Consider the following 21,165-nt stretch of genomic DNA (forward strand, 5'->3'; position numbering starts at 1 on the left):
ACCCCAATGTCCAGCTATGACGTCATCATCATCGGTTCCGGCCCCGGCGGCTATGTCTCGGCCATCCGCTGTGCGCAACTGGGCCTGAAAACCGCCTGCGTCGAGGGGCGCGACACGCTGGGCGGCACCTGCCTGAACGTGGGCTGCATCCCGTCCAAGGCGCTGCTGCATGCCACCCACATGCTGCACGAGGCAGAACATAACTTCAGCGCCATGGGCCTGAAGGGCAAGTCGCCGTCGGTCGACTGGACCGCGATGAAGGCCTATAAGGACGATGTCATCGGCCAGAACACCAAAGGCATCGAATTCCTGTTCAAAAAGAACAAGGTAGACTGGATCAAAGGCTGGGCCACCATCCCCGAAGCGGGCAAGGTCAAGGTCGGCGATACGGTCTATGACGCCAAGCATATCATCATCGCCACCGGCTCTGAATCCGCCACGCTGAAGGGCGTCGAGGTCGACGAGAAAACCGTTGTCACCTCTACCGGCGCGCTGGAGCTGGGCAAGATCCCGAAGAAGTTGGTCGTCATCGGCGCCGGCGTAATCGGGCTTGAAATGGGGTCTGTCTATGCCCGTCTGGGGGCCGAGGTCACGGTGGTCGAATTCCTTGACCACATCACCCCCGGCCTTGACAAGGATCTTGCCAAGACGTTCCAAAGAACACTTACAAAACAGGGACTTAACTTTATCCTTGGCGCGGCGGTGCAATCGGTTGACGCCTCGAAATCCAAGGCAAAAGTCCACTACAAACTGCGCAAGGACGACAGCGAGCACGAGCTGGACTGCGACACCGTTCTGGTCGCCACGGGCCGCAAACCCTTCACCGACGGTCTGGGCCTCGATGCACTGGGCGTCGAGATGTCCCCGCGGGGTCAGGTCAAGACCGACGGCCATTACGCCACCAATATCAAGGGCATCTATGCCATCGGCGACGCGATCGACGGCCCGATGCTGGCCCACAAAGCCGAAGATGAAGGCATGGCCATTGCCGAAATCCTTGCAGGGCAAGCGGGCCATGTGAACTACGGCATCATCCCCGGCGTGATCTACACCCACCCCGAATGCGCCTCTGTCGGCCAGACCGAAGAGCAGCTGAAGGAGCAGGGCATCGCCTATAAGGTCGGCAAGTTTTCCTTTATGGGCAACGGGCGCGCCAAGGCCAATTTCGCCGGTGACGGCTTTGTCAAGATTCTGGCGGACAAGGCCACGGACCGCATTCTTGGGGCGCATATCATCGGCCCGATGGCGGGCGATCTGATCCACGAGGTCTGTGTCGCCATGGAATTCGGTGCGGCCGCCGAGGATCTGGCCCGTACCTGCCACGCCCACCCGACCTATTCGGAAGCCGTGCGCGAGGCCGCGCTGGCCTGCGGTGACGGTGCGATCCACGCCTGACGGGGTGACATGAGTATTTAGAGAACAAAGTGGCCCATACGGCGTTCGTGTGGGCCACTTCCGTCTTTGGTTCCAGCCTCTTAGCTGGCCAGCATCCGCAAGCCCTGCGTCACATCCGTGCGCACGGCCAATCGCAATCCCGGCTCATCGCCCGCCTTTAGCGCGGCGATGATCAGGCGGTGATTGTGCGGCGGATCGGTGCGCCGCAACCGCCCGTAAAGCGCGCACATCGTCGGCCCCATCTGCAACCAGACCGTTTCCGCCATGGCCAGCATCGCAGGCGCTTGCGCCCGCAGATACAGGGTGCGGTGGAATTCCAGATTGGTGCGGATGTATCCTGCGGCGTCCTGTTTCGCGACCATTTCGGCGATGCCTGCGTTGATCGTCTGCAACCGCTCGATCAGCGCCATATGCGCACGCGGCAGCGCCCGGGATGCCAGTTCCGGCTCCAGCAGGGCGCGCAGGGCGGCCAGTTCCTCGATGCGCTCGTTCGAGAGTTCCGGCGTCGAGACCCGACCCGATGAGGACAGTGTCAGCGCCCCTTCGGCCACCAGCCGCCGCACCGCCTCGCGCGCGGGGGTCATCGACAGGTCGAACTGCTTGCCGATGCCGCGCAGCGTCAATGACACACCGGGGGACAGTTCCCCGTGCATGATCTGGGCCCGCAGGGTGCGGTAGATCCGCTCGTGGGCGGCGCTTGTCTGGTCGATGGGGCGGGGTTGTATCAACATGGTCCCACTGTGATCACAAAACCGGGGCCAAGGTCAATCGCCGAACTGGTAACGGTGCAGGGACGCGCCATGTGTCCGCAACCAGCCACGATGCCGTTGATAGTCGGGCATCAACCGCGTCACCACGGCCCAGAAAGCCGGCGAATGGTTCATTTCGGCCAGATGCGCGACCTCGTGCGCGGCGACATAATCCAGCACGGCAGGCGGTGCCATCACCAGACGCCATGAATACATCAGGTTGCCTTCGGACGAACACGACCCCCAGCGCGACCGCGTGTCGCGGATTGTCAGGGTGCCATAGGGCCGCCCCAACAGCCCCGCATAATGGTCAGATGCCGCGCGCAGCCGATTGCGCGCCGTAAGTTTCAAAAAGGCACCCACTCGCGCTTGCACGAGATGCGCGGCCTCGGGCACGATCAGGCTGTCCTGCTCAAGCCGCGCGGCCCGCACGCGGCCCGGCACAATCGGCAGCTCACGCCCCTCGAACAGCACGCTGCCCCCGATCTCGGCACGCGCCTCTTGCGGTTGCACTGCCAAATTGCGCCTGATCCACGCCTCTTTCTCGCGGACGAACGCCATCGCCTCTGCCTCGGCCGTCCAACTGGGCAAGGACAGCGTCACGCGCCCGTCAAGCCGCGACACCCGCAGCGACAGGCGGCGGGTGCTTGCCGAACGCCGCAAGGTAATTTCGATCGGCGGGATGCCGGGAAGGATAGCGTGCCCCATGTGTGTTCTGTCCTTGACTGCCTGCGCGCAATATAGTCTGGACGGTCACATGTTTCACGGCCAAATCGTAACAGGTGTGCCAAAGGGTCCAAAAGCCTTTGACACCCTTCGCCCTATGTGGCAGTTGGCTGCGACTCTCGAACAGAACCGAAATTTAAAGGGGAAATTCATGCCCAAAGAAGAATGGGGCGTTAAACGCGTTTGCCCGAGCTGCGCCACTCGTTTCTACGACTTGCGCAATGATCCGATGACCTGCCCGTCGTGTGCGAACACGTTCTCGGTCGAAAGCCTGACATCCAGCAAAAGCCGGACCATGGTTGCCGACAAGGCCGATCCGAAAACCGTTGTGGTCAAGGATGACGACGACACCGATGATGTCGTCGTGTTGGATGACGACGACGATGCAGACGTGGATCTGGACGACGACATCCTGGAAGATGACGACGACGAGGATGTGTCGCTGGACGAAATCGCCGACGTTGTAACCAACGACGACGACTAAGTTACAAGATAAGACGAACGCGGGGATTTTTCGCTTGAACTGATCCCCGCGCTTCCCTAGATAGCACGCACGCCAGACCTTCGGGTCAGTGATTGGGGCCTTAGCTCAGCTGGGAGAGCGCTTGCATGGCATGCAAGAGGTCAGGGGTTCGATCCCCCTAGGCTCCACCAATTCCTTATATCAATGAACGATCCTTGGCGCGAAACCGGCCTTGGTTTGTTTTTCTTCTTGCCGCATGCGTTGCACTAAGCAAGAAATGGGTATGAAACACGCGCTCCAGCTTATGCTCTTCGCCATTGCGATCCCGTCCTTTCCGGTGCTGGCGGATACCGCCGTGCCCGCTCCGGTCACCGACGCGCTTTACAGGGCCGTCGACCTGAACGAGGCGCGGTTGGGGCAGCTGTTGTTCTGGGATCCGGTCCTTTCGGGAAACCGCAATATTTCCTGCGCGACATGCCATCACCCCCGGTTCGGCACCGGGGACGGTGTATCGCTGTCATTGGGCGAAGGCGGCATCGGCCTTGGGCCGGAACGCCGCCCCGACCCTGCGAACCTGCCAGAGCAGCGCATCCCGCGCAACGCACCCGCCCTGTTCAACCTTGGCGCCCAGCAATTCACCACGATGTTCCACGATGGCCGACTAGGCGCCGACGCAACACGCCCCTCTGGCATCCGCACACCGCTTGACGACGAGATGACGCAGGGATTTGCCAATGTCCTGTCGGCGCAAACGATGTTTCCCGTCCTGTCGCCCGATGAAATGGCCGGCCACTACAGCGAAAACGATGTGGCAAAGGCGGTGCGTCAGGGGCGAATCACCGGCGCCGGTGGCGGGTGGGATATCATCGCGAGGCGCGTGGCCGCCCTGCCCGCCTACCAGTCCCGGTTCAATGCAATCAATCCAGAGATCGCAGCAGGGCGCGCAATTGCCTTCACCGACATATCCAACGCCATCGCGGCCTTTATCGGCTTTGAATGGCGGTCCGACAGCAGCCCGTTCGACGCCGCGCTGCGCGGTGTGGCGCCGCTGACAGGCGACGCCGCCAAAGGGCAGGCGCTGTTCTTTGGGGAGGCGGGGTGCAGCACCTGCCACAGCGGCCCGTTCCAGACCGATCACGGCTTTCACGCCATGGGCCAGCCGCAAATCGGGCCCGGCAAGGCAGAGCGGTTCGAGAACCACCACCGCGATGTCGGGCGGATGCGGGTCACCGGACAGGACCGGGACGCCTATGCCTTCCGCACACCCAGCCTGCGCAATGTCGTGAAAACCGGGCCTTGGGGGCATGCGGGCGCCTATTCAGACCTGCGCGCGTTTCTGCGCCAGCACATTGATCCGGTGGCAGGGCTGACCGCCTATACCACCGCCAATGCGACACTGCCGGAACTGGGCAGCGCCGTGGACACATGGGTGCAGGATACCACCGGCGAACCCGAGGCGATCGCCGCTGCGGTCACCTTGGCCCCCGTGGCGCTGGACGATGCAGACATTGACCGGATCATCGCGTTTCTGGACGCCCTGACAGACCCCGTCGCGCTGGCAGGCCGGTATGGCATCCCCGAAACCGTTCCAAGCGGCCTGCCGCTGGACCGATAGTCAGTGCGCAATCTCGGCGTTGCCGGTGCGCGCGATATTCGAAACCTTGCCCGCCGGAACAGCACCCCAATCCCCCGTGATGCCGTCGGGCCAGATGACCCGCACCTCTGCGCTGTCCGCCTGGCCCAGACCAAAGTGCAGCGGCACAGTCTTGCCCCCCGCATGGCCACCGCCGACCGTCACCTCGCGCGCGCGGATTTTGCCGTCCTGCCCGCGCAGTTCTACCCATGCGCCAACGGCCCGCCGGTTCCCGCCATCCTGCTGCACATCCACGCCAAGCCAACGCCCCGTGTTTGTGCTGACGTTCTGGTAAACCTCTGCTGCGGCCCGACGGTTGGTAACAATCAGGTCCAACAGGCCATCGCCGTTGAAATCCACAAGACTGGCACCACGGCTTCGCTCCATCGTCGCGACACCGGCCTTGTCTGCCGTTTCGACAAAGGTGCCGTCCGCCCCCTGCATCAACAGGTTGTTGGGGTCGTGAATCGCATTTGACGGCATTTGATCGACATTGCCCTTGGCGATGAACAAATCCTCTCGCCCGTCATTGTCAACATCGCCGAATTCGGCGTGCCACCCGGTGGACGGCCTTCCATCATCGCCGATGAACGGACGCTGCGCATAGGTGCCGACAGAAAACGGCGCGGCCTCGAATGTGCCGCCCGCGACACTGTATTGCAGCAACTGATCGCCCATAGAGGTCAGCACAACGTCGGGGCGCCCATCGCCGCTGATGTCTTCCGAGGCAATCCCCATGCCCCAGATCGAAATCCGGTTCCAGCCGTCGGCTTCGCCCAGAAAGCGGTTCTGTGTCGTGCGCCACATTTGTTCCGACCCGCCCCGCAAGTAGTAGTGGCGGTCATTGGAAATGCGCAAATCTCGCTGGCCGCTGCGGGACCAGTCGGAAAACAGCATCGACAGGGCGCAATAACCGGGGGACAGGTCCAGCTTCCGACCGAATGCGCGGCCTACGGGACGGTGGATTTCATTCACGTCACAGGTGCCGAATGGCCCGTCGGGGTTGGTCCGGTCGACATAGTTGCCGATCGCAATTGTCGGCCATTTTTCAGAGCGTTCCCATGTGGCGGACAGGGATGTGCTCCATCGGTCACTGTTCTGGAAACCCCATTCCGCCCCCGCGTCGCTGAACGAACAATCCGGCCCGCCTTTGAATACCCGGTTTTCCCCGACCCGCAGCACCACCAGATCAAGCCAGCCATCGCCGTCGATATCCAGCGGATAGGCCCCCGTCACGCCCGTCAGGTCTGTTGACGAGGCCGCAGCGGCAAAAGACACCGCGCCCCCCCGCGCCGACGTATTGACCCAAAGCGCCGCAGGCGACGCCCCACCCGCAAGATAGGCATCGGGCAGGCCGTCGGCGTTGCAGTCCATCACAGCAACGCCGCCACCAACGAAATGCTCCCAAGCGCCCGAATACATGTGGTCCGGCACGGCCATGGCCCGACTTTCAAATTTCACATCCGCAGCAGCCTGCCCTGCGGTCAACGCGAAACACACGGCCAGCCGGATCATTTCACAGCCCCCTCGGTCGCCGCGCCCGCCCCCAGAACACTATCCGTCAGTTCAGACAACGCCAGCGCCGCCGCCCCCTGCGCCCAGACCAGATCGCCCCAGGCGTTGATTTCGATACGGGGACGCGGGCGGTCGATGTTCAGTGTCATGCGGTTCATTTCCTCCAGCACCTCTTCTGCGTAAAGATAATCGAATCGCATACGCTCGCCAGACAGAATAATCAGATTCGGGTCGAACAGGTTGATGATATTGGCCAGCCCCACGGCAAGGTATCGCCCCGCGCGGTGAAAAATCGACCGCGCCGCCTGATTGCCTGCCTTGGCATGGTCGAACAGGCTTTCCAGCATGACCTGCGCCGATTGCCCCTCGCCACTGGTCCAGTTCAACGCGGTCGATGCCTCGCGGACCAGCGCATAATCCGACACATAGGCCTCCAGGCAGCCGCGCTGCCCGCAGCGGCACAATGCCCCGTCCATCTGCACCTTGATATGGCCCAGTTCCGTGCCAAGCCCCTGACCGCCACGAAACAGACGGTGGTTCAGCACCAGCCCCATACCAATGCCGTGTTCGATGGTCACAACGGCGAAATCGGACAGATGCCTGCCGCCGCCAAACCACAATTCAGCCAGTGTTACCAGATTGGCGTCGTTGTCGATATACACCGGCAGTCCAAGCCGTTTGGCGGCCTCGTCCCGCAAGGCGACATCGCGTTCCAGAAAAACCGGCGACCACAACACACGTCCCGAAGCGCTCTCGACGAAACCGGGCACACCCAACCCGACCGCAGACAGGTCCGACAGCGCCAGTCCCGCCTTCCCCAAAACCGCCGCGATCAATCGTTCTGTGTCGTCAAGAATATCCCCCAGTGACACCGGGCCAAGACGATGCGGAAAGCTGGCGTCGGCCACGCGGTTGCCCGCGAAATCAAGAATAACGGCGGTGTGCGAATGATCGCTCAGCTTTGCGCCAAGAACATAGTGCGCCGCGCCGCGCACCCCCAATGCGACCGGAGGACGCCCCCGCCCCGCATCGCCGTCGCGCGGCTGTCCTGCCACTTCCTCCAGCAGGCCGGCATCAATCAACGAAGAGGTCAGCGTCGTCACCGTGCCCGCGCTGACGCGCAGGTCGCGCGCCACGTCGACACGGGGGATCAGACCAGCTGCGCGAACATGTTCGAAAATTTGCTGGCGAATCGGGCGTTGTGCGTCGGATGATGTGGTTATCAGCGGGCCACAGCCCTTGCCAGCGTCTGATTCGCCGGGATCGGCCATCGGGCGGCCCGAAACAATTGCTTCAGCTTCCAAACTTAAACCCTCCCAGGCGATCCTTGATCTGCCAATTAGTTGCGCAAAGATTGGCATGGGCGCATGATATGCGATAATTAACAGCTTTTTCCATAAAAATAATTTTGACAACTAAATTAATTAAGGACATTCTCTTCTGCATGGCGAAAATCGCCGTTTCGGTCTGAGGAGCCCGAAAAACACTGGGAGGATACTTTATGCGTAATGCATTCATGCTGGCCGCAGCCATTGCTGCCGCCACATCTTTTTCCGCACATGCTGAAGGCAAGAAAATCGGCGTAAGCTGGGCCAGTTTCCAGGAAGAGCGCTGGAAAATCGACGAGGCCGCAATGAAGGCCGCAATCGAAGCCGCAGGCGACACCTATATTTCCGCTGACGCGCAGTCGTCCTCGGCCAAGCAGCTGACCGACATCGAGGCGCTGATCACACAGGGTGCCGACGCGCTGATTATCAACGCATGGGACAAAGATGCGATCGGGCCTGCTATCGACAAAGCTGCGGCCGAAGGCATTCCAATGGTCGGCTATGACCGTCTGATCGAAGACGCGCGCACCTTCTATCTGACCTTCGACAACAAGGGCGTGGGCCGCATCATCGCGGAAACCGTGTCTGCCGTTCAGCCAGAAGGCAACTATGCGATCATCAAGGGCGATCCGGGCGATCCGAACGCCGCGTTCCTGCTGGAAGGCATGATGGAAGTGATCGGCGATGATGTTGCCGCAGGCAAGATCAAGATCGTCGGCGAGGCATTCTCGGACGGCTGGAAGCCAGAGAACGCCCAGAAGAACATGGAGCAGATCCTGACCGCCAACAACAACGCCGTTGACGCCGTTCTGGCCGAAAACGACGGTATGGCCGGTGGTGTTGTGGCAGCGCTTGCCGCTCAGGGTCTGGTGATTCCGGTCGGTGGCCAGGATGGTGACCTTGCCGCGATCAACCGTGTTGCACGCGGATCGCAGACCGTTTCGGTCTGGAAGGACAGCCGTCAACTGGGCAAAGCTGCGGGCGAGATCGCCTCTGCGCTGGCCGGCGGTGCTGCTCTGGATAGCGTTCCCGGTGCCACGATGTTCAACGGCGGCGAAAAGGGCGTTGAAATGAGCGCAATCCTGCTGTCCCCGACTCCGATCACCAAAGAGACACTCGGCACCGCAATCGACGCTGGCCACATCTCCAAAGAGATGGCCTGCGAAGGTGCGATGCCCGACGTTGCTGCTTGCCAGTAACGGCTTAGCGTCCTCCGGCGTCGGCCAATCGGTCGGCGCCGGTTCTTCCCCTTCCATGAACCGGCTGATGAATTGCATGTGCCCGCGTGGCCCTTTGGCCTGATACCGGCCTTGGCCCCGCCCGCAACTCATTCCCCTGTAAAGCGCTGGACCCGGATATGACCGATACACCCATCCCGACCCCGAAACCCGCCTCGAGCGAGCAGAGCCTAAGCCCCGTCACCCGTTTTTTGCGTGCGACCGAGATTGACACCCGCCTTGTGGGCATGATCGGCGCTCTGGCGCTCATCTGGATCGGGTTTCACTTCTATGGCGCCATCGTCAATGGCTACGGCGCGTTTCTGACACCGCGCAACCTGTGGAACCTGTCGGTTCAGACCTCCTCGATCGGGATCATGGCCACCGGAATGGTGCTGGTCATCATCACCCGCAACATCGATCTGTCGGTCGGCGCCGTGCTGGGCCTGACCGCGATGATCATGGGGCTGGTGCAGGTGCAACTGCTGCCGCAAGTCCTGGGGCTTGGCAGTCCGGTCATCTGGATGATCACCATTGTCGTCGGCATCGTCTGTGGCGGGATCATCGGGTCGTTCCATGGCTGGCTGATCGCCTATCGCGGCATCCCTGCCTTCATCGTTACGCTGGGCGGCCTTCTGGTCTGGCGCGGCTGTGCGTTTCTGGCCGCCGGGGGCCGCACGATTTCCCCTGTCGATCCGACCTTTGCGCTGCTGGGCGGCGGGCCTTACGGGGCTGTCGGCTCGACCGGCAGCTGGATCGTAGGCATCCTTGCCTGCATCGGTGTGCTGTGGATGCTGCGATCCGGGCGCAAGCAGCGCCAATTGCATGATTTCAGACTTCGCCCCCTGTGGGCCGAGGCGTTTCTGGGCATCCTTGGATGCGGCATGATTATCGGCGCGGTGCTGCTGGTCAACGCCTATCCCTGGCCCAAGGGGATCGTGAATGCCTATGCCAAAGCCAACAACCTGACCGTCCCCCCCGAGGGCCTGTTCATCAGCCACGGCTTTGCAATTCCCGTCCTGATCCTGATCGTTGTCGGCATTCTGATGACCATCCTGATGACCCGCACCCGCTTTGGCCGCTATGTGTTCGCCATCGGTGGCAACCCCGAGGCCGCCGCCCTTGCCGGTATCAACACCCGCTGGATGACGATGAAGATCTTCACCCTTATGGGTATGCTTGCCGGGCTTTCGGGCGCGGTCGCCTCGGCCCGCCTGAACTCTGCAACCAATGCGCTGGGGGTGTTCGACGAGCTTTACGTGATCGCCGCAGCGGTGATCGGCGGCACCTCTCTGGGTGGCGGGCTTGGCACCATCTACGGCGCGATCCTTGGGGCGCTGGTGATGCAGTCGTTGCAAACCGGAATGGTGCTGATCGGATTTGACACCGCCATCCAGCAAATCGTCGTCGGTTCGGTCCTTGTCATGGCCGTCTATCTCGACAACCTCTACCGCCGGACATCGAAATGAAGGAGACCACCATGGCCAACAAAGGAACTCCTCTGGTCGAGTTGCGCAATATCTCGATCTCGTTCGGCGGTATCAAGGCTGTCGATCATGTCACCGTCGATCTTTACCCCGGCGAAGTGGTTGGTCTTCTGGGCCACAACGGCGCCGGAAAATCGACCCTGATCAAATGCCTGTCGGGTGCCTATCAGGCAGATCACGGTGACATTCTGATCAATGGCCAGAAGGTCGAGATCAACAACCCCCGCGACGCCCGCGGGCACAACATCGAAACGATCTACCAGACACTGGCGCTGGCCGATAACCTGGATGCCGCGTCCAACCTGTTTCTCGGGCGCGAACTGGTGAATTCGCTTGGCTTTGTCGACGATTCCAAGATGGAGGCGGAGACGCGCAAGATCATGGCGCGGCTCAACCCGAACTTCAAAAAGTTCAATGTGCCGGTGTCGGCGCTATCGGGTGGTCAGCGGCAGTCGGTGGCCATCGCAAGGGCGGTGTATTTCAACGCGCAGATCCTGATCATGGACGAGCCGACAGCGGCCCTTGGTCCGCATGAAACCCAGATGGTCGCGGAACTGATCCAGGAACTGAAGGCACAGGGCCTTGGCATTTTCCTGATCGAACATGACATTCACAACGTCATGAACCTTTGTGACCGGGCCTCGGTGATGAAAAACGGACAGCTTGTCGGGACAGTGAATGTGGACGAGGTGACGGACGAGGAAATCCTCGGGATGATCATTCTGGGCAAAAGCCCCGAAAGGGCCGCGTAATGTTCATCGGCCTCGATTTGGGCACATCAGGGCTGAAGGCGGTCCTGATGACACCGGACCAGCGGGTGGTCGCGGAAGCAAATGCACCGCTCAAGGTCAGCCGCCCGCATGCGGGGTGGTCCGAACAGGCACCAAGCGACTGGATCGCGGCTGCGGAACACGCGCTGGACACTCTGGCGGCCCGACATTCGTTGAAAGACGTATCGGGCATCGGGCTGTCGGGCCAGATGCATGGTGCCGTCTTGCTGGATTCCTCGGATCAGGTTCTTCGCCCCTGCATCCTGTGGAACGACACCCGCAGTCACGCCGAAGCCGCCGCAATGGACGCAGACCCGCAGTTCCGGCGGATCACCGGCAACATCGTTTTCCCCGGTTTCACCGCGCCGAAACTGGCATGGGTCGCATTGAACGAACCGCAGGTCTTCGACCGTGTCGCAAAAGTCCTGTTGCCCAAAGACTACCTGCGGCTGTGGCTGACCGGCGAACATGTGGCAGAGATGTCGGATGCCGCCGGAACCAGCTGGCTGGACACCGGCGCGCGCGATTGGTCCGATGCGCTTTTGTCCGCCACGGGTCTGACCCGCGCCCAGATGCCCCGCCTTGTCGAAGGCTCTGCCGTGTCCGGCACCCTGCGGCCCGCCCTTGCCAGCCGCTGGTCTATGCCCGGCCGAACCGTTGTTGCGGGTGGGGGCGGCGACAATGCCGCCTCTGCCATTGGCGTTGGCGTGGTCAAGGCCGGTGACGCCTTTATCTCGTTGGGGACCTCCGGCGTTCTGCTGGCCGCCAATGACGGCTATCAACCCGATCCGGCCACCGCCGTGCATACGTTTTGCCACTGCCTGCCTGCCCGTTGGCACCAGATGGGGGTGATCCTTGCCGCTGCCGATGCGCTGGAATGGTTCGCCCGGCTGACCGGGCAATCCGCCGCCGCACTCACCGGAAATCTTGGCCCGCTTGCCGCCCCCAACCGCCCGCTGTTCCTGCCCTATCTTGGTGGCGAACGCACCCCGCACAACGACGCCACCGTGCGCGGCGCGTTTCTGGGGCTGGAACACGCGACCGATACCGCCGCAGGCGCCCGCGCCATCCTTGAAGGCGTGACCTACGCCATCCGCGACAGCCGCGACGCGCTGGCCGCGACCGGCACCCGGATCACCGATCTGATCGCGATCGGCGGCGGCAGCAAATCCGACTATTGGCTGTCGGCCCTTGCAACCGCGCTGGATACCCCGATCAACGTCCCCGTCGCGGGCGACTTCGGCGGCGCCTTCGGGGCCGCACGTCTGGGTATGATGGCGGCCACCGGCGCGGGCGAGGAAATTGCCCACAAGCCCGCCATTGCCCGCATTATCCAGCCCGATCAATCCCTTGTTCTGGCCTTCGACGCGGGCCATGCCCGTTATAAATCAGCCTATACCGCCATCAGGAGCCTGTCATGAGCGTCTACTTCCATAATATCGATCCCGTGCGCTTTGACCCCGATGCAGACGGGCTGGCCTATCGCCACTACAATCCCGAAGAGGTCGTGATGGGCAAGCGGATGGAGGACCATCTGCGCTTTGCGATCTGCTGGTGGCACAATTTCGCGTGGCAGGGCGGCGACCCCTTCGGCGGCCAGACGTTTGATCGCCCGTGGTTCGGTGACACGATGGACCATGCCAAGCTGAAGGCCGACGCCGCCTTTGAAATGTTCAATATCCTTGGCGCGCCCTACTACTGTTTCCACGACGCCGATATGCGCCCCGAAGGTGCCGATTTCGCGGAAAACACCCGCAATCTGGAAGAGATGGTTGATTATCTTGGCCAGAAAATGGCCGACGGCGGGCCGAAACTTTTGTGGGGCACGGCCAATCTGTTCTCGCATCGCCGCTTTATGTCCGGGGCCGCCAGCAACCCCGACCCCGATGTTTTTGCCTTTAGCGCCGCCACCGTGAAAACCTGCATGGACGCCACCCAAAAGCTGGGCGGAGAGAACTATGTTCTTTGGGGCGGGCGCGAAGGCTATGAGACGCTGCTGAACACCGATCTGAGGCGTGAAAGCGAACAGATGGGGCAATTCCTGTCGAAGGTTGTCGATTACAAGCACAAGATCGGTTTCAAAGGGGCGATCCTGATCGAGCCTAAACCGCAGGAGCCGACAAAGCACCAATATGACTATGATGTCGCGACAGTTTACGGATTCCTCAAGAAATACGGGCTGGAGGAGGAAGTGAAGCTGAACCTCGAACAGGGCCATGCGATCCTTGCGGGCCACAGTTTCGAGCATGAGATCGCCATGGCCACCTCGCTGGGGTTGCTTGGCTCGATCGACATGAACCGCAATGACTATCAGTCGGGCTGGGACACAGACCAGTTCCCGAACAACGTGCCCGAAGTGGCGCTGGCCTACTACGAGATCCTGAAATCAGGCGGCTTTACCACTGGCGGCACCAACTTCGACGCGAAACTGCGGCGCCAATCGCTGGATCCGGTGGATCTGATCGCGGCGCATGTCGGGGGTATGGATGTCTGCGCGCGGGGGTTGAAGGCGGCGGCCGCGATGCTGATGGACGGCGGATTGGAAAACGCCCGCGCCGCCCGCTATGCGGGATGGGACACAGCCGAGGCACAAGCAATGCTGCACAACGGCACGCTCGACAGCATCACCGCCGATGTGCTGGCCAAAGGTATCAATCCGCAGCCACGGTCGGGACAACAGGAAGTCCTGGAGAACCTCGTCAACCGCTTCGTTTGAACGGCACTGTCCCCGCCGAAGATCAATCTTTTTTGAAAAGATTGTCCGCCTCCGGCGGGGATTTTCAAAGAACAAAGAAACCTATTCGCGCGCCCTTAGAACCTGCGCGGGCCGCGCGGCCAACGGACGCCAGGCAAAGGCCAGCCCCGCCAGCAATGTCGCGGCAATTCCCCCCGCCACGATGGCAAGCGCGGGGCGCCATGCGATGTGGAAATCTGCCTCCATCACAAAGCGCATCACCGCCCAGGCCGCCGTGGTTCCTGCCGCCAGTGCCACCAATCCGGCAGCCGCCCCCAGCAGGGCCGACCGAAGCGCAAAGCTGGTCAGGATGGTGGCGCGGCTGGCGCCAAGGGTTTTCAGGATCGCCGCCTCGTAGACGCGCGCCTTTTCGCTGGTTGCCGCAGCCCCGATCAGCACGATGAAGCCCGTCAACAACGTGGCAGCCGCACCGTAAGACACCGCCGCCGCCAGACTGCCAAGGGCCACAGTCACCCGGTCGATGGCATCCTTTACCCGGATCGCGGTGATATTGGGATAAGCCCCCGCCAGATCGCGCAGGATCTTTCCCTCGGACCCGGCTGTCGCATAGACCGTTGCGATATGGGTATGCGGCGCACCTTGCAGGGCCTGCGGGTTCAGGGTCATGACGAAACCGATCCCCGCGGTCGAGAAATCCACCTGGCGCAAGCTGGTGATCGTCGCGGTAATGTCGCGCCCAAGAATGTTGGTGGTGATGGTATCGCCCAGCGTCAGCCCCATCTCTTCGGCCTCTTCGGCGGCAAAGCTGATGACAGGGGGGCCCTCGTAATTCTCGGGCCACCATTCGCCGGCTATGACCCTGGTTTCAGGGGATGGACGATCGGCATAGGTGACCCCGCGATCACCCCGCACGACCCAGTGGTCGCCTGCCACCTCGCGGGCGGGGCGACCGTTGATCTGGGTGATCACGCCGCGCAGCATCGGCGCGCTTTGCACCTTGCTGACCCCCGGATCGGACGCCAGCCGCGCGTTGAAACCGTCCAGTTGGTCGGTCTGGATATCCACAAAGAAATAGGTCGGCGCGACCTTGGGCAGATCGCGGTCGATCGCGCTGCGCAGGTTGGTGTCGATCTGCCCGATCGCGGCCAGCACGGTCAGGCCAAGACCAAGCGACAGGATCACCGATGTGGCCTCTTCGCGCGGGCCACCGATCGCGCCAAGCGCCAGCCGAAGGGCGGTGTGTCCGCGCAGACCCTTCAGCCCCGCCAGCCGCTTTGCCAGTGTCCGCACGCCAAGCGCGACAATCCAGAGGGCAAGGAGAGATCCGACGATGCCCAGCGCCGTCCAGAGCGCCAGTGCCGGCGTGCCCGACAAGACCGCCGCAGCCCCCACAAGGACGGCGAACAACAGCGCGGTTGTGACGACGTAACGGGGGCGCGGCCAGCCGCTGACGGTGCCAAAGGCATCCCGGAACAGGGCCGCCGCCCGGATTTCCTCGGTTTGGGCCAAGGGCCACAGCGCAAACAAAAACGCGGTCAGCCCGCCGTACAGCGCGGCCTCTGCCAAGGCGCCCCATTGCACGCCAAACTCTGCCGGAACCGGCAGCGCCGCCTCGATCAGCGGCGCAAACGCCAGCGGCAATGCGGCCCCCAGAAACAGCCCGATGCCGACCCCGATGACGGTCAGAACCGCGATCTGCATCAGATAGGACAGGAAAATGGTCTGCCGGTCGGCGCCCAGCGTTTTCAGCGTTGCGATCACGCCGGTCTTGCCCGCGATATAGGCGCGCACAACGGCGGACACACCAACACCGCCAACAGCCAACCCCGCCAACCCGACCAGAACCAGAAACGCCGCGATCCGGTCCACAAACCGTTGGATGCCGGGGGCGCCGTTGCGGCTGTCGCGCCAGCGCATTCCGGTGTCCCGAAATGTGGCCTCGGCAGAGGTTTCCAGCGCGTCCAGATCGGCGCCGGACGGAAGATCCAGCCGGTATTTCGTCTCGAACAGGGACCCCGCCGACAAAAGCCCCGCGTCGGCCAATGCCGCACTTCGGACAATCACCCGCGGTCCAAGAGAGAACCCACCCGCCGAACTGTCGGGTTCGCGCGTCAGGATTGCCGACAAACGGAACGCCTGTGTGCCAAGTTGAAATGTCTCGCCTGTCTTCAGGCCCAGACGGTCGGCCAGAACGCGCTCCATCACGCCGCCGGGCAGCCCGTCCTGCACCGCCAAGGCCTGTGCAAGGGGCATCGCAGGGTCCAGCCCGACCGTGCCGATCAGCGGATAGGCGTCATCGACCGCCTTGACCTGTGTCAACCCGCGCTCTGCGCTGTCGCCCTCGCCCTTGACCGCCATCGACCGGAAATCGATCACCTCTGACACGGCATCGGCTGTCCGGGACATCCATGCGCGCTCTGCCTCATTGGCATAGCGGTAGGTGAATTCCATTTCGGCGTCGCCCCCCAAAAGGGCGGCGCCTTCGCGGGCAAGGCCTGCCTCTATGCCGGACCTTACGGTGCCGACGGCGGCAATGGCAGCAACCCCCAGCGCAAGGCAGGCAAGAAAAATCTTGAACCCGCCAAGGCCCCCGCGCAATTCACGCCGCGCTATTCGGGCGGCGGCGGTCACGCTCATTCCGCAACCTGCCGGATCGCGTCGACCTCTATCCGGCCATCGCGCAGATGCACCACGCGATCACACCGCGCGGCAAGTTCGGGGGCATGTGTCACCATCACCAGAGTCGCGCCGTGACGGTCGCGCAGATCGAACAGCAGGTCGATAATTGTATCACCCGTGGCCCCGTCAAGGTTCCCGGTCGGTTCGTCCGCCAGAAAGATTCTGGGCCGGGGGGCGGCGGCACGGGCAAGGGCCACGCGCTGTTGTTCGCCACCGGACATCTGCGCGGGATAGTGATCCATGCGGGCACCAAGACCAACGGATCGCAACTCGTCCGCCGCGCGGTCGAACGCATCGCGGACACCAGCCAGTTCCAGCGGCGTCGCCACATTTTCAAGCGCGGTCATCGTCGGGATCAGATGGAACGACTGGAACACGACCCCCATGCTGTCCCGGCGAAACCGCGCCAGCGCGTCTTCGTTCATCAGCGTCAGATCGTGCCCAAGCGCCATCACCTGACCGCCTGTCGCGCGTTCCAAACCGCCCATCAGCATCAACAGCGAGGATTTGCCAGAGCCGGACGGCCCGACCAGCCCCAATGTTTCCCCCTCTTCAACATCCAGTGAGATCCCCTTGAGTATCTCGACCGGACCTGCATTTCCGTCCAGTGTCAGGCACGTGTTTGTAAGAGAGAGAATTGGGGTTGTCATGAATACCGTCCTTCGAGTCCTGCGTCGCCTTCGATATGGGTCGCGCAGCCCGTTGCGCAAGCTGATTGCGGCACTTGTGCTGCTGATCGGGCTTCAAACCCCTGTATTTGCCGGAACTGTGACCATTGCGGCCCTTGGCGATAGCCTGACGCAGGGCTACGGCCTGCCGTCCAGCGACGGGTTCGTGCCGCAGTTGCAGGGCTGGCTTGACGCGAAAGGCGCCGATGCCAAAGTGCTGAACGCGGGCGTGTCGGGCGACACAACCGCAGGCGGGCTGGCCCGGCTGGGCTGGACCCTGACCCCTGACGTGGACGCGCTGATCGTCAATCTTGGCGGCAATGACATGCTGCGCGGCATCGATCCGGCAACCGCCCGCGCCAATCTTGACGCAATCCTTGCTACAGCGGCTCAGGACCGCCTGCCCGTGCTTCTGGTCGGGCTTGCGGCCCCCGGAAACTATGGCCCCGACTACAAACAGGCGTTCGATGCGATCTATCCCGATCTGGCAAAAACCTATGACGCGCTATTGTTTCCGAACTTCTTTCGGCCCCTCTCGGACGGGGATAATCCCCCAATGGTGGACCGGACCCTGATGCAACCCGATGGCATTCATCCGGCAAAGGACGGCGTCACGCGCATAGTGGAAACCCTTGGCCCAAGCGTTCTGGCGCTAATCGCAAAGGCAAAGTGACAGCCCGGAGCCGGAATCTTGTCCTTTGCCACCGGACGATTCGCGTGCAATGTCCGTCCTCGTATTATCGGGCAATGTGATATGGCCACCGAAACAATTGAACAGATGACGCATTTCGCAATCGAACATGTGTTGGCCAATGCCAATGGATGGCGCAGCGTTGTGCGTGAGCTTGTTCGTCTGTGGCCCACCGTCGACATAGAGGACATCCCCTTTGCCGTCGTCAGCGCCGCCGCCGCGATAGAGGGGATGTTCGACCAATCCAGCCCCTCGCGGAAAGTTTCTGCGCGGGCCTATCAGATGGCAGCGCTATTGGGGACCGACATGTATGCGATGCGGCACCTTGGCCTTCGCATGGAAACAGCGCAGGATCTGGCCAGTTACTGGGCCGACCATGATCCCTATTTCCTGACGCTTTAAACCTTTGACGCAGCGCGGATCGCGCGGATATTCTCGCCGTAGGGGGATGGGTTGCCGACCGACCCGCCCTTGAACACGGCCGATCCCGCAACCAGAACATCCGCGCCCGCCGCAACCACCAAAGGTGCGGTTTCAGGGGTTACACCGCCGTCAATCTCGATGTGGATCTCGCGGTCGCCGATCATCGCGCGCAACTTGCGCACCTTTTCGACCTGACTGTGAATGAACTTCTGCCCGCCAAAACCGGGGTTCACCGTCATCACGCAGACCAGATCGACCATATCCAGAAGATACTCGATATGCTCGGCAGGGGTGCCGGGGTTCAATGCCACGCCGGCCTTTGCCCCAGCGCCGCGAATGGCCTGCAAGGTGCGGTGAATATGCGGGCCGGCCTCGACATGGGCGGTGATCACATCGGCCCCCGCCTGCGCGAACGCCTCGATATAGGGGTCAACCGGCGCAATCATCAGATGCACGTCCATCACGCCCTTGATGTGCGGGCGGATCGCGGCGCAGGTGGCAGGGCCGAAGGTGATATTGGGCACAAAATGCCCGTCCATCACATCGACATGGACCCAATCGGCGCCCTGCGCCTCGATCGCCTCGCATTCCAACCCGAAGTTGGCAAAATCGGCGGATAGGATCGACGGCGCGATCTTGATCGAACGGGAAAAGGTCATGGGGCAGCTCCATCCACGGAATTTGTCGCTTGATACCGCAGATGCGGGGCCAGAGTCACGCCCCCGTTGCATCATCAGACCTGCGACAATTGAGGCCCTATCGCCCCTGCCACTTGCCGGTTTCCTATGGTAATTTGATCCCATGACCACACGCACCCTGCACCATTCCGACATCCTTCGCCTTGGCGATGTTTTCCACATGACGCGGGCGGTTTTGCCGCGATCCGCCCCCAAGGGCCCGCATAACCACGATTATTTCGAGGTTTTCTGGATTCAGAACGGTCGCGCCCGCCATAGAATCAACGGCGAGAAACACGAGCTGTCAGAAGGCCAGATCGTCTTCATCCGCCCCGACGACACCCACAGCCTGCAAGGGCTGGAGGACGAAACCCGTCTGGTGAACCTGATTCTGGCCCCGGATCTTGTTGTCGGCCTGATCATCCGCTTTCCTGAACTGGCGAACAGGTTCTTCTGGCAGGACGGCACCCTTCCCGCCCGGCATCACCGCGACATGCGCCAACTTGCCAGCCTTAGCCATGACGCGCTGCTGCTGGAACGTGGACCGCGCAGCCGCCTGCGGGCAGAGGCCTTTGTCCTGTCGCTGTGCACCGCGATCATCGGCGACGCGCCGCGCCTGCCCGACGGTCTGCCGACATGGCTGCGCGACGCCTGCCTTGCCGCGCAATCCCCCGAAGTGTTCAGCGACGGTGCAGCGGGTCTGGTGCGCGTTGCGGGTCGCGCGCACGCCCACGTCAGCCGCATGGTGCAAAAATATATGCACACCACCCCGACCGACTATATCAACACTGTCCGCATGGATCACGCCGCGCGGCGTCTGACCGGCACAGGCGATGCCTTGTCCGAAATCGCAACCGACATCGGCATCCCCAACATGAGCCATTTTCACCGCCTGTTCCGCGAGGCCCATGGCATGACGCCGAAACAGTTCCGCACCAAATACCAGCGCGACGTCATTTCACCGCTTTGACCGCTTGGTCAAACTTGCGCTGCGCAGGGAACCGGTGCATCGTTCATGCCGAATGAATGGGAGCGTGCAACCGTGCAAACCGATCTGAAGGCGACAGCGCCGACCACCACGCGCGGGCATCTGCCGCAGGTGCATGAGCCGCGCAATCCCGGCATGGAACTGGATCTGGACCGGGTCGCCCGCGTGCAGGCCAATACCTCTGCGATCGAGCGCCGCTGCGCATCGCTGCCCGGTCGCAGGTCGGTGAAAAAAGACTATCAGGCGGCCTGGCTGCTAAAGGCCATCACGTTGATCGACCTGACCACACTGTCCGGTGACGATACCGCTGGCCGCGTGCGCCGCCTGTGCGCCAAGGCGGCGCAGCCGGTGCGCGCCGATATCCTTGCCGCCTTGGGGATGCCGGAAATCACAACCGGTGCCGTCTGCGTCTATCACGACATGGTCGAAACCGCCGTGGATGCCTTGACGGGCACGGGCATTCCCGTCGCCGCCGTTTCCACGGGCTTTCCTGCGGGTCTGTCGCCGTTCCACCTGCGGGTGGAAGAGATCCGCAGTTCGGTGAAAGCTGGCGCAAAAGAGATCGACATCGTCATTTCCCGCCGCCACGCGCTGACCGGAAACTGGCAGGCGCTGTATGATGAAATGCGCGCCTTTCGTGCGGCCTGCGGCGAGGCTCACGTCAAGGCGATCCTTGCGACCGGCGAACTTGGCACCCTGCGGAATGTCGCCAGGGCCAGCCTTGTCTGTATGATGGCCGGTGCCGATTTCATCAAGACCTCGACCGGCAAGGAACCCGTCAACGCGACCCTGCCCGTGTCCCTGACCATGATCCGCGCCCTGCGCGACTACCATGACATCACCGGCTACCGTATCGGATACAAACCCGCAGGCGGCATTTCCAAGGCCAAGGACGCGCTTGTCTATCTTTCACTGATCAAGGACGAGCTTGGCACGCGCTGGCTGCAACCCGACTTGTTCCGCTTCGGTGCCTCGTCGCTTCTGGGGGATATTGAGCGTCAGCTGGAGCACCATATCACCGGCCGCTATTCCGCCGCCCACCGCCACCCGATTGGATAACC

19 protein-coding genes and 1 tRNA gene are annotated in these 21,165 nt (G+C 62.3%); 13 read left to right on the forward strand and 7 right to left on the reverse strand.

What is annotated here, in order from left to right:
* The first annotated feature begins 6 nt into the window (after nucleotides 1-6).
* On the forward strand, nucleotides 7-1,395 hold the full coding sequence (lpdA, locus tag ACEN2R_RS01240) for a dihydrolipoyl dehydrogenase (RefSeq protein ID WP_442038400.1): 1,389 nt from the start codon (nucleotides 7-9) through the stop codon (nucleotides 1,393-1,395).
* Nucleotides 1,396-1,475: 80 nt separating this feature from the next.
* Here lpdA and ACEN2R_RS01245 read toward each other — a convergent pair whose 3' ends face one another.
* Entirely contained in the window at nucleotides 1,476-2,126 is a 651-nt protein-coding gene (locus ACEN2R_RS01245; RefSeq protein WP_442038402.1) for a GntR family transcriptional regulator, read from the reverse strand.
* Nucleotides 2,127-2,159: 33 nt separating this feature from the next.
* A complete protein-coding gene (locus tag ACEN2R_RS01250; RefSeq protein ID WP_442038404.1) occupies nucleotides 2,160-2,852 on the reverse strand; it encodes a M48 family metallopeptidase in 693 nt (230 codons plus the stop codon).
* A 169-nt stretch (nucleotides 2,853-3,021) separates the two neighbouring features.
* Here ACEN2R_RS01250 and ACEN2R_RS01255 point away from each other — a divergent pair, with 169 nt between their 5' ends.
* From ACEN2R_RS01255 to ACEN2R_RS01265, 3 genes are all read left to right on the forward strand, one after another.
* Entirely contained in the window at nucleotides 3,022-3,354 is a 333-nt protein-coding gene (locus ACEN2R_RS01255) for an FYDLN acid domain-containing protein (protein WP_442038406.1), read from the forward strand.
* A gap of 94 nt (nucleotides 3,355-3,448) precedes the next feature.
* Nucleotides 3,449-3,524: transfer RNA gene (locus ACEN2R_RS01260), tRNA-Ala, on the forward strand.
* A 92-nt stretch (nucleotides 3,525-3,616) separates the two neighbouring features.
* Entirely contained in the window at nucleotides 3,617-4,948 is a 1,332-nt protein-coding gene (locus ACEN2R_RS01265) for a cytochrome-c peroxidase (RefSeq protein WP_442038408.1), read from the forward strand.
* Here ACEN2R_RS01265 and ACEN2R_RS01270 read toward each other — a convergent pair whose 3' ends face one another.
* Together ACEN2R_RS01270 and ACEN2R_RS01275 are read right to left on the reverse strand one after the other, a co-directional pair.
* A complete protein-coding gene (locus tag ACEN2R_RS01270) occupies nucleotides 4,949-6,481 on the reverse strand; it encodes a CRTAC1 family protein (RefSeq protein ID WP_442038410.1) in 1,533 nt (510 codons plus the stop codon).
* Nucleotides 6,478-7,752 (reverse strand): ROK family protein, encoded by a 1,275-nt coding sequence (locus ACEN2R_RS01275; protein WP_442039457.1) that lies wholly within the window; start codon nucleotides 7,750-7,752, stop codon nucleotides 6,478-6,480. The genes ACEN2R_RS01270 and ACEN2R_RS01275 overlap by 4 nt, the downstream gene beginning before the upstream one ends.
* Nucleotides 7,753-7,982: 230 nt before the next feature.
* On the opposite strand from ACEN2R_RS01275, the gene ACEN2R_RS01280 reads away from it, so the two are divergent.
* From ACEN2R_RS01280 to xylA, 5 genes are all read left to right on the forward strand, one after another.
* Nucleotides 7,983-9,008 carry a substrate-binding domain-containing protein gene (locus ACEN2R_RS01280; RefSeq protein ID WP_442038412.1) on the forward strand — a complete coding sequence of 342 codons (1,026 nt, stop codon included), beginning with the start codon at nucleotides 7,983-7,985 and terminating at the stop codon, nucleotides 9,006-9,008.
* Nucleotides 9,009-9,166: 158 nt separating this feature from the next.
* A complete protein-coding gene (locus ACEN2R_RS01285; protein ID WP_442038414.1) occupies nucleotides 9,167-10,495 on the forward strand; it encodes a sugar ABC transporter permease in 1,329 nt (442 codons plus the stop codon).
* Between the two features lie 11 nt (nucleotides 10,496-10,506).
* Nucleotides 10,507-11,265: an ATP-binding cassette domain-containing protein gene (locus ACEN2R_RS01290; RefSeq protein WP_442038416.1), complete on the forward strand. Its 759-nt coding sequence runs from the start codon at nucleotides 10,507-10,509 to the stop codon at nucleotides 11,263-11,265.
* Entirely contained in the window at nucleotides 11,265-12,704 is a 1,440-nt protein-coding gene (xylB, locus tag ACEN2R_RS01295) for a xylulokinase (RefSeq protein ID WP_442038418.1), read from the forward strand. Before ACEN2R_RS01290 ends, xylB begins: the two co-directional genes overlap by 1 nt.
* The gene (xylA, locus tag ACEN2R_RS01300) at nucleotides 12,701-13,999 is read left to right on the forward strand and encodes a xylose isomerase (protein ID WP_442038420.1); all 1,299 of its coding nucleotides are present in this window, start codon (nucleotides 12,701-12,703) and stop codon (nucleotides 13,997-13,999) included. Before xylB ends, xylA begins: the two co-directional genes overlap by 4 nt.
* 81 nt (nucleotides 14,000-14,080) lie before the next feature.
* On the opposite strand, the gene ACEN2R_RS01305 is transcribed toward xylA, so the two are convergent.
* Both ACEN2R_RS01305 and ACEN2R_RS01310 read right to left on the reverse strand, forming a co-directional pair.
* On the reverse strand, nucleotides 14,081-16,615 hold the full coding sequence (locus tag ACEN2R_RS01305) for an ABC transporter permease (protein ID WP_442038422.1): 2,535 nt from the start codon (nucleotides 16,613-16,615) through the stop codon (nucleotides 14,081-14,083).
* Nucleotides 16,612-17,307 carry an ABC transporter ATP-binding protein gene (locus ACEN2R_RS01310; RefSeq protein WP_442038424.1) on the reverse strand — a complete coding sequence of 232 codons (696 nt, stop codon included), beginning with the start codon at nucleotides 17,305-17,307 and terminating at the stop codon, nucleotides 16,612-16,614. The genes ACEN2R_RS01305 and ACEN2R_RS01310 overlap by 4 nt, the downstream gene beginning before the upstream one ends.
* Between ACEN2R_RS01310 and ACEN2R_RS01315 the strand changes: the two genes are divergently transcribed.
* Together ACEN2R_RS01315 and ACEN2R_RS01320 are read left to right on the forward strand one after the other, a co-directional pair.
* Nucleotides 17,306-17,998 carry an arylesterase gene (locus ACEN2R_RS01315; protein WP_442038426.1) on the forward strand — a complete coding sequence of 231 codons (693 nt, stop codon included), beginning with the start codon at nucleotides 17,306-17,308 and terminating at the stop codon, nucleotides 17,996-17,998. The two genes, ACEN2R_RS01310 and ACEN2R_RS01315, sit on opposite strands and share 2 nt — an antisense overlap.
* A gap of 81 nt (nucleotides 17,999-18,079) precedes the next feature.
* Entirely contained in the window at nucleotides 18,080-18,418 is a 339-nt protein-coding gene (locus ACEN2R_RS01320) for a hypothetical protein (protein WP_442038428.1), read from the forward strand.
* Here ACEN2R_RS01320 and rpe read toward each other — a convergent pair.
* Nucleotides 18,415-19,098 (reverse strand): ribulose-phosphate 3-epimerase, encoded by a 684-nt coding sequence (rpe, locus tag ACEN2R_RS01325; protein ID WP_442038430.1) that lies wholly within the window; start codon nucleotides 19,096-19,098, stop codon nucleotides 18,415-18,417. The two genes, ACEN2R_RS01320 and rpe, sit on opposite strands and share 4 nt — an antisense overlap.
* A 142-nt stretch (nucleotides 19,099-19,240) precedes the next feature.
* Here rpe and ACEN2R_RS01330 point away from each other — a divergent pair, with 142 nt between their 5' ends.
* Nucleotides 19,241-20,086 (forward strand): AraC family transcriptional regulator, encoded by an 846-nt coding sequence (locus ACEN2R_RS01330; protein WP_442038432.1) that lies wholly within the window; start codon nucleotides 19,241-19,243, stop codon nucleotides 20,084-20,086.
* A gap of 45 nt (nucleotides 20,087-20,131) precedes the next feature.
* Entirely contained in the window at nucleotides 20,132-21,163 is a 1,032-nt protein-coding gene (gene deoC / locus ACEN2R_RS01335; RefSeq protein WP_442038434.1) for a deoxyribose-phosphate aldolase, read from the forward strand.
* Nucleotides 21,164-21,165 lie beyond the last annotated feature (2 nt).

The sequence above is a fragment of the Pseudogemmobacter sp. W21_MBD1_M6 genome, from assembly GCF_052119585.1.
Taxonomy (GTDB): Bacteria; Pseudomonadota; Alphaproteobacteria; order Rhodobacterales; family Rhodobacteraceae; genus JBGQOJ01.

Coding starts and splice junctions, on each gene's coding strand:
- xylB (WP_442038418.1), top strand. CDS start 11,265: ATGTTCATCGGCCTCGATTTGGGCACATCAGGGCTGAAGGCGGTCCTG.
- ACEN2R_RS01305 (WP_442038422.1), bottom strand. CDS start 16,615: ATGAGCGTGACCGCCGCCGCCCGAATAGCGCGGCGTGAATTGCGCGGG.
- lpdA (WP_442038400.1), top strand. CDS start 7: ATGTCCAGCTATGACGTCATCATCATCGGTTCCGGCCCCGGCGGCTAT.
- ACEN2R_RS01255 (WP_442038406.1), top strand. CDS start 3,022: ATGCCCAAAGAAGAATGGGGCGTTAAACGCGTTTGCCCGAGCTGCGCC.
- xylA (WP_442038420.1), top strand. CDS start 12,701: ATGAGCGTCTACTTCCATAATATCGATCCCGTGCGCTTTGACCCCGAT.
- deoC (WP_442038434.1), top strand. CDS start 20,132: ATGCCGAATGAATGGGAGCGTGCAACCGTGCAAACCGATCTGAAGGCG.
- rpe (WP_442038430.1), bottom strand. CDS start 19,098: ATGACCTTTTCCCGTTCGATCAAGATCGCGCCGTCGATCCTATCCGCC.
- ACEN2R_RS01290 (WP_442038416.1), top strand. CDS start 10,507: ATGGCCAACAAAGGAACTCCTCTGGTCGAGTTGCGCAATATCTCGATC.
- ACEN2R_RS01275 (WP_442039457.1), bottom strand. CDS start 7,752: ATGGCCGATCCCGGCGAATCAGACGCTGGCAAGGGCTGTGGCCCGCTG.
- ACEN2R_RS01265 (WP_442038408.1), top strand. CDS start 3,617: ATGAAACACGCGCTCCAGCTTATGCTCTTCGCCATTGCGATCCCGTCC.
- ACEN2R_RS01250 (WP_442038404.1), bottom strand. CDS start 2,852: ATGGGGCACGCTATCCTTCCCGGCATCCCGCCGATCGAAATTACCTTG.
- ACEN2R_RS01280 (WP_442038412.1), top strand. CDS start 7,983: ATGCGTAATGCATTCATGCTGGCCGCAGCCATTGCTGCCGCCACATCT.
- ACEN2R_RS01270 (WP_442038410.1), bottom strand. CDS start 6,481: ATGATCCGGCTGGCCGTGTGTTTCGCGTTGACCGCAGGGCAGGCTGCT.
- ACEN2R_RS01330 (WP_442038432.1), top strand. CDS start 19,241: ATGACCACACGCACCCTGCACCATTCCGACATCCTTCGCCTTGGCGAT.
- ACEN2R_RS01315 (WP_442038426.1), top strand. CDS start 17,306: ATGAATACCGTCCTTCGAGTCCTGCGTCGCCTTCGATATGGGTCGCGC.
- ACEN2R_RS01245 (WP_442038402.1), bottom strand. CDS start 2,126: ATGTTGATACAACCCCGCCCCATCGACCAGACAAGCGCCGCCCACGAG.
- ACEN2R_RS01320 (WP_442038428.1), top strand. CDS start 18,080: ATGGCCACCGAAACAATTGAACAGATGACGCATTTCGCAATCGAACAT.
- ACEN2R_RS01285 (WP_442038414.1), top strand. CDS start 9,167: ATGACCGATACACCCATCCCGACCCCGAAACCCGCCTCGAGCGAGCAG.
- ACEN2R_RS01310 (WP_442038424.1), bottom strand. CDS start 17,307: ATGACAACCCCAATTCTCTCTCTTACAAACACGTGCCTGACACTGGAC.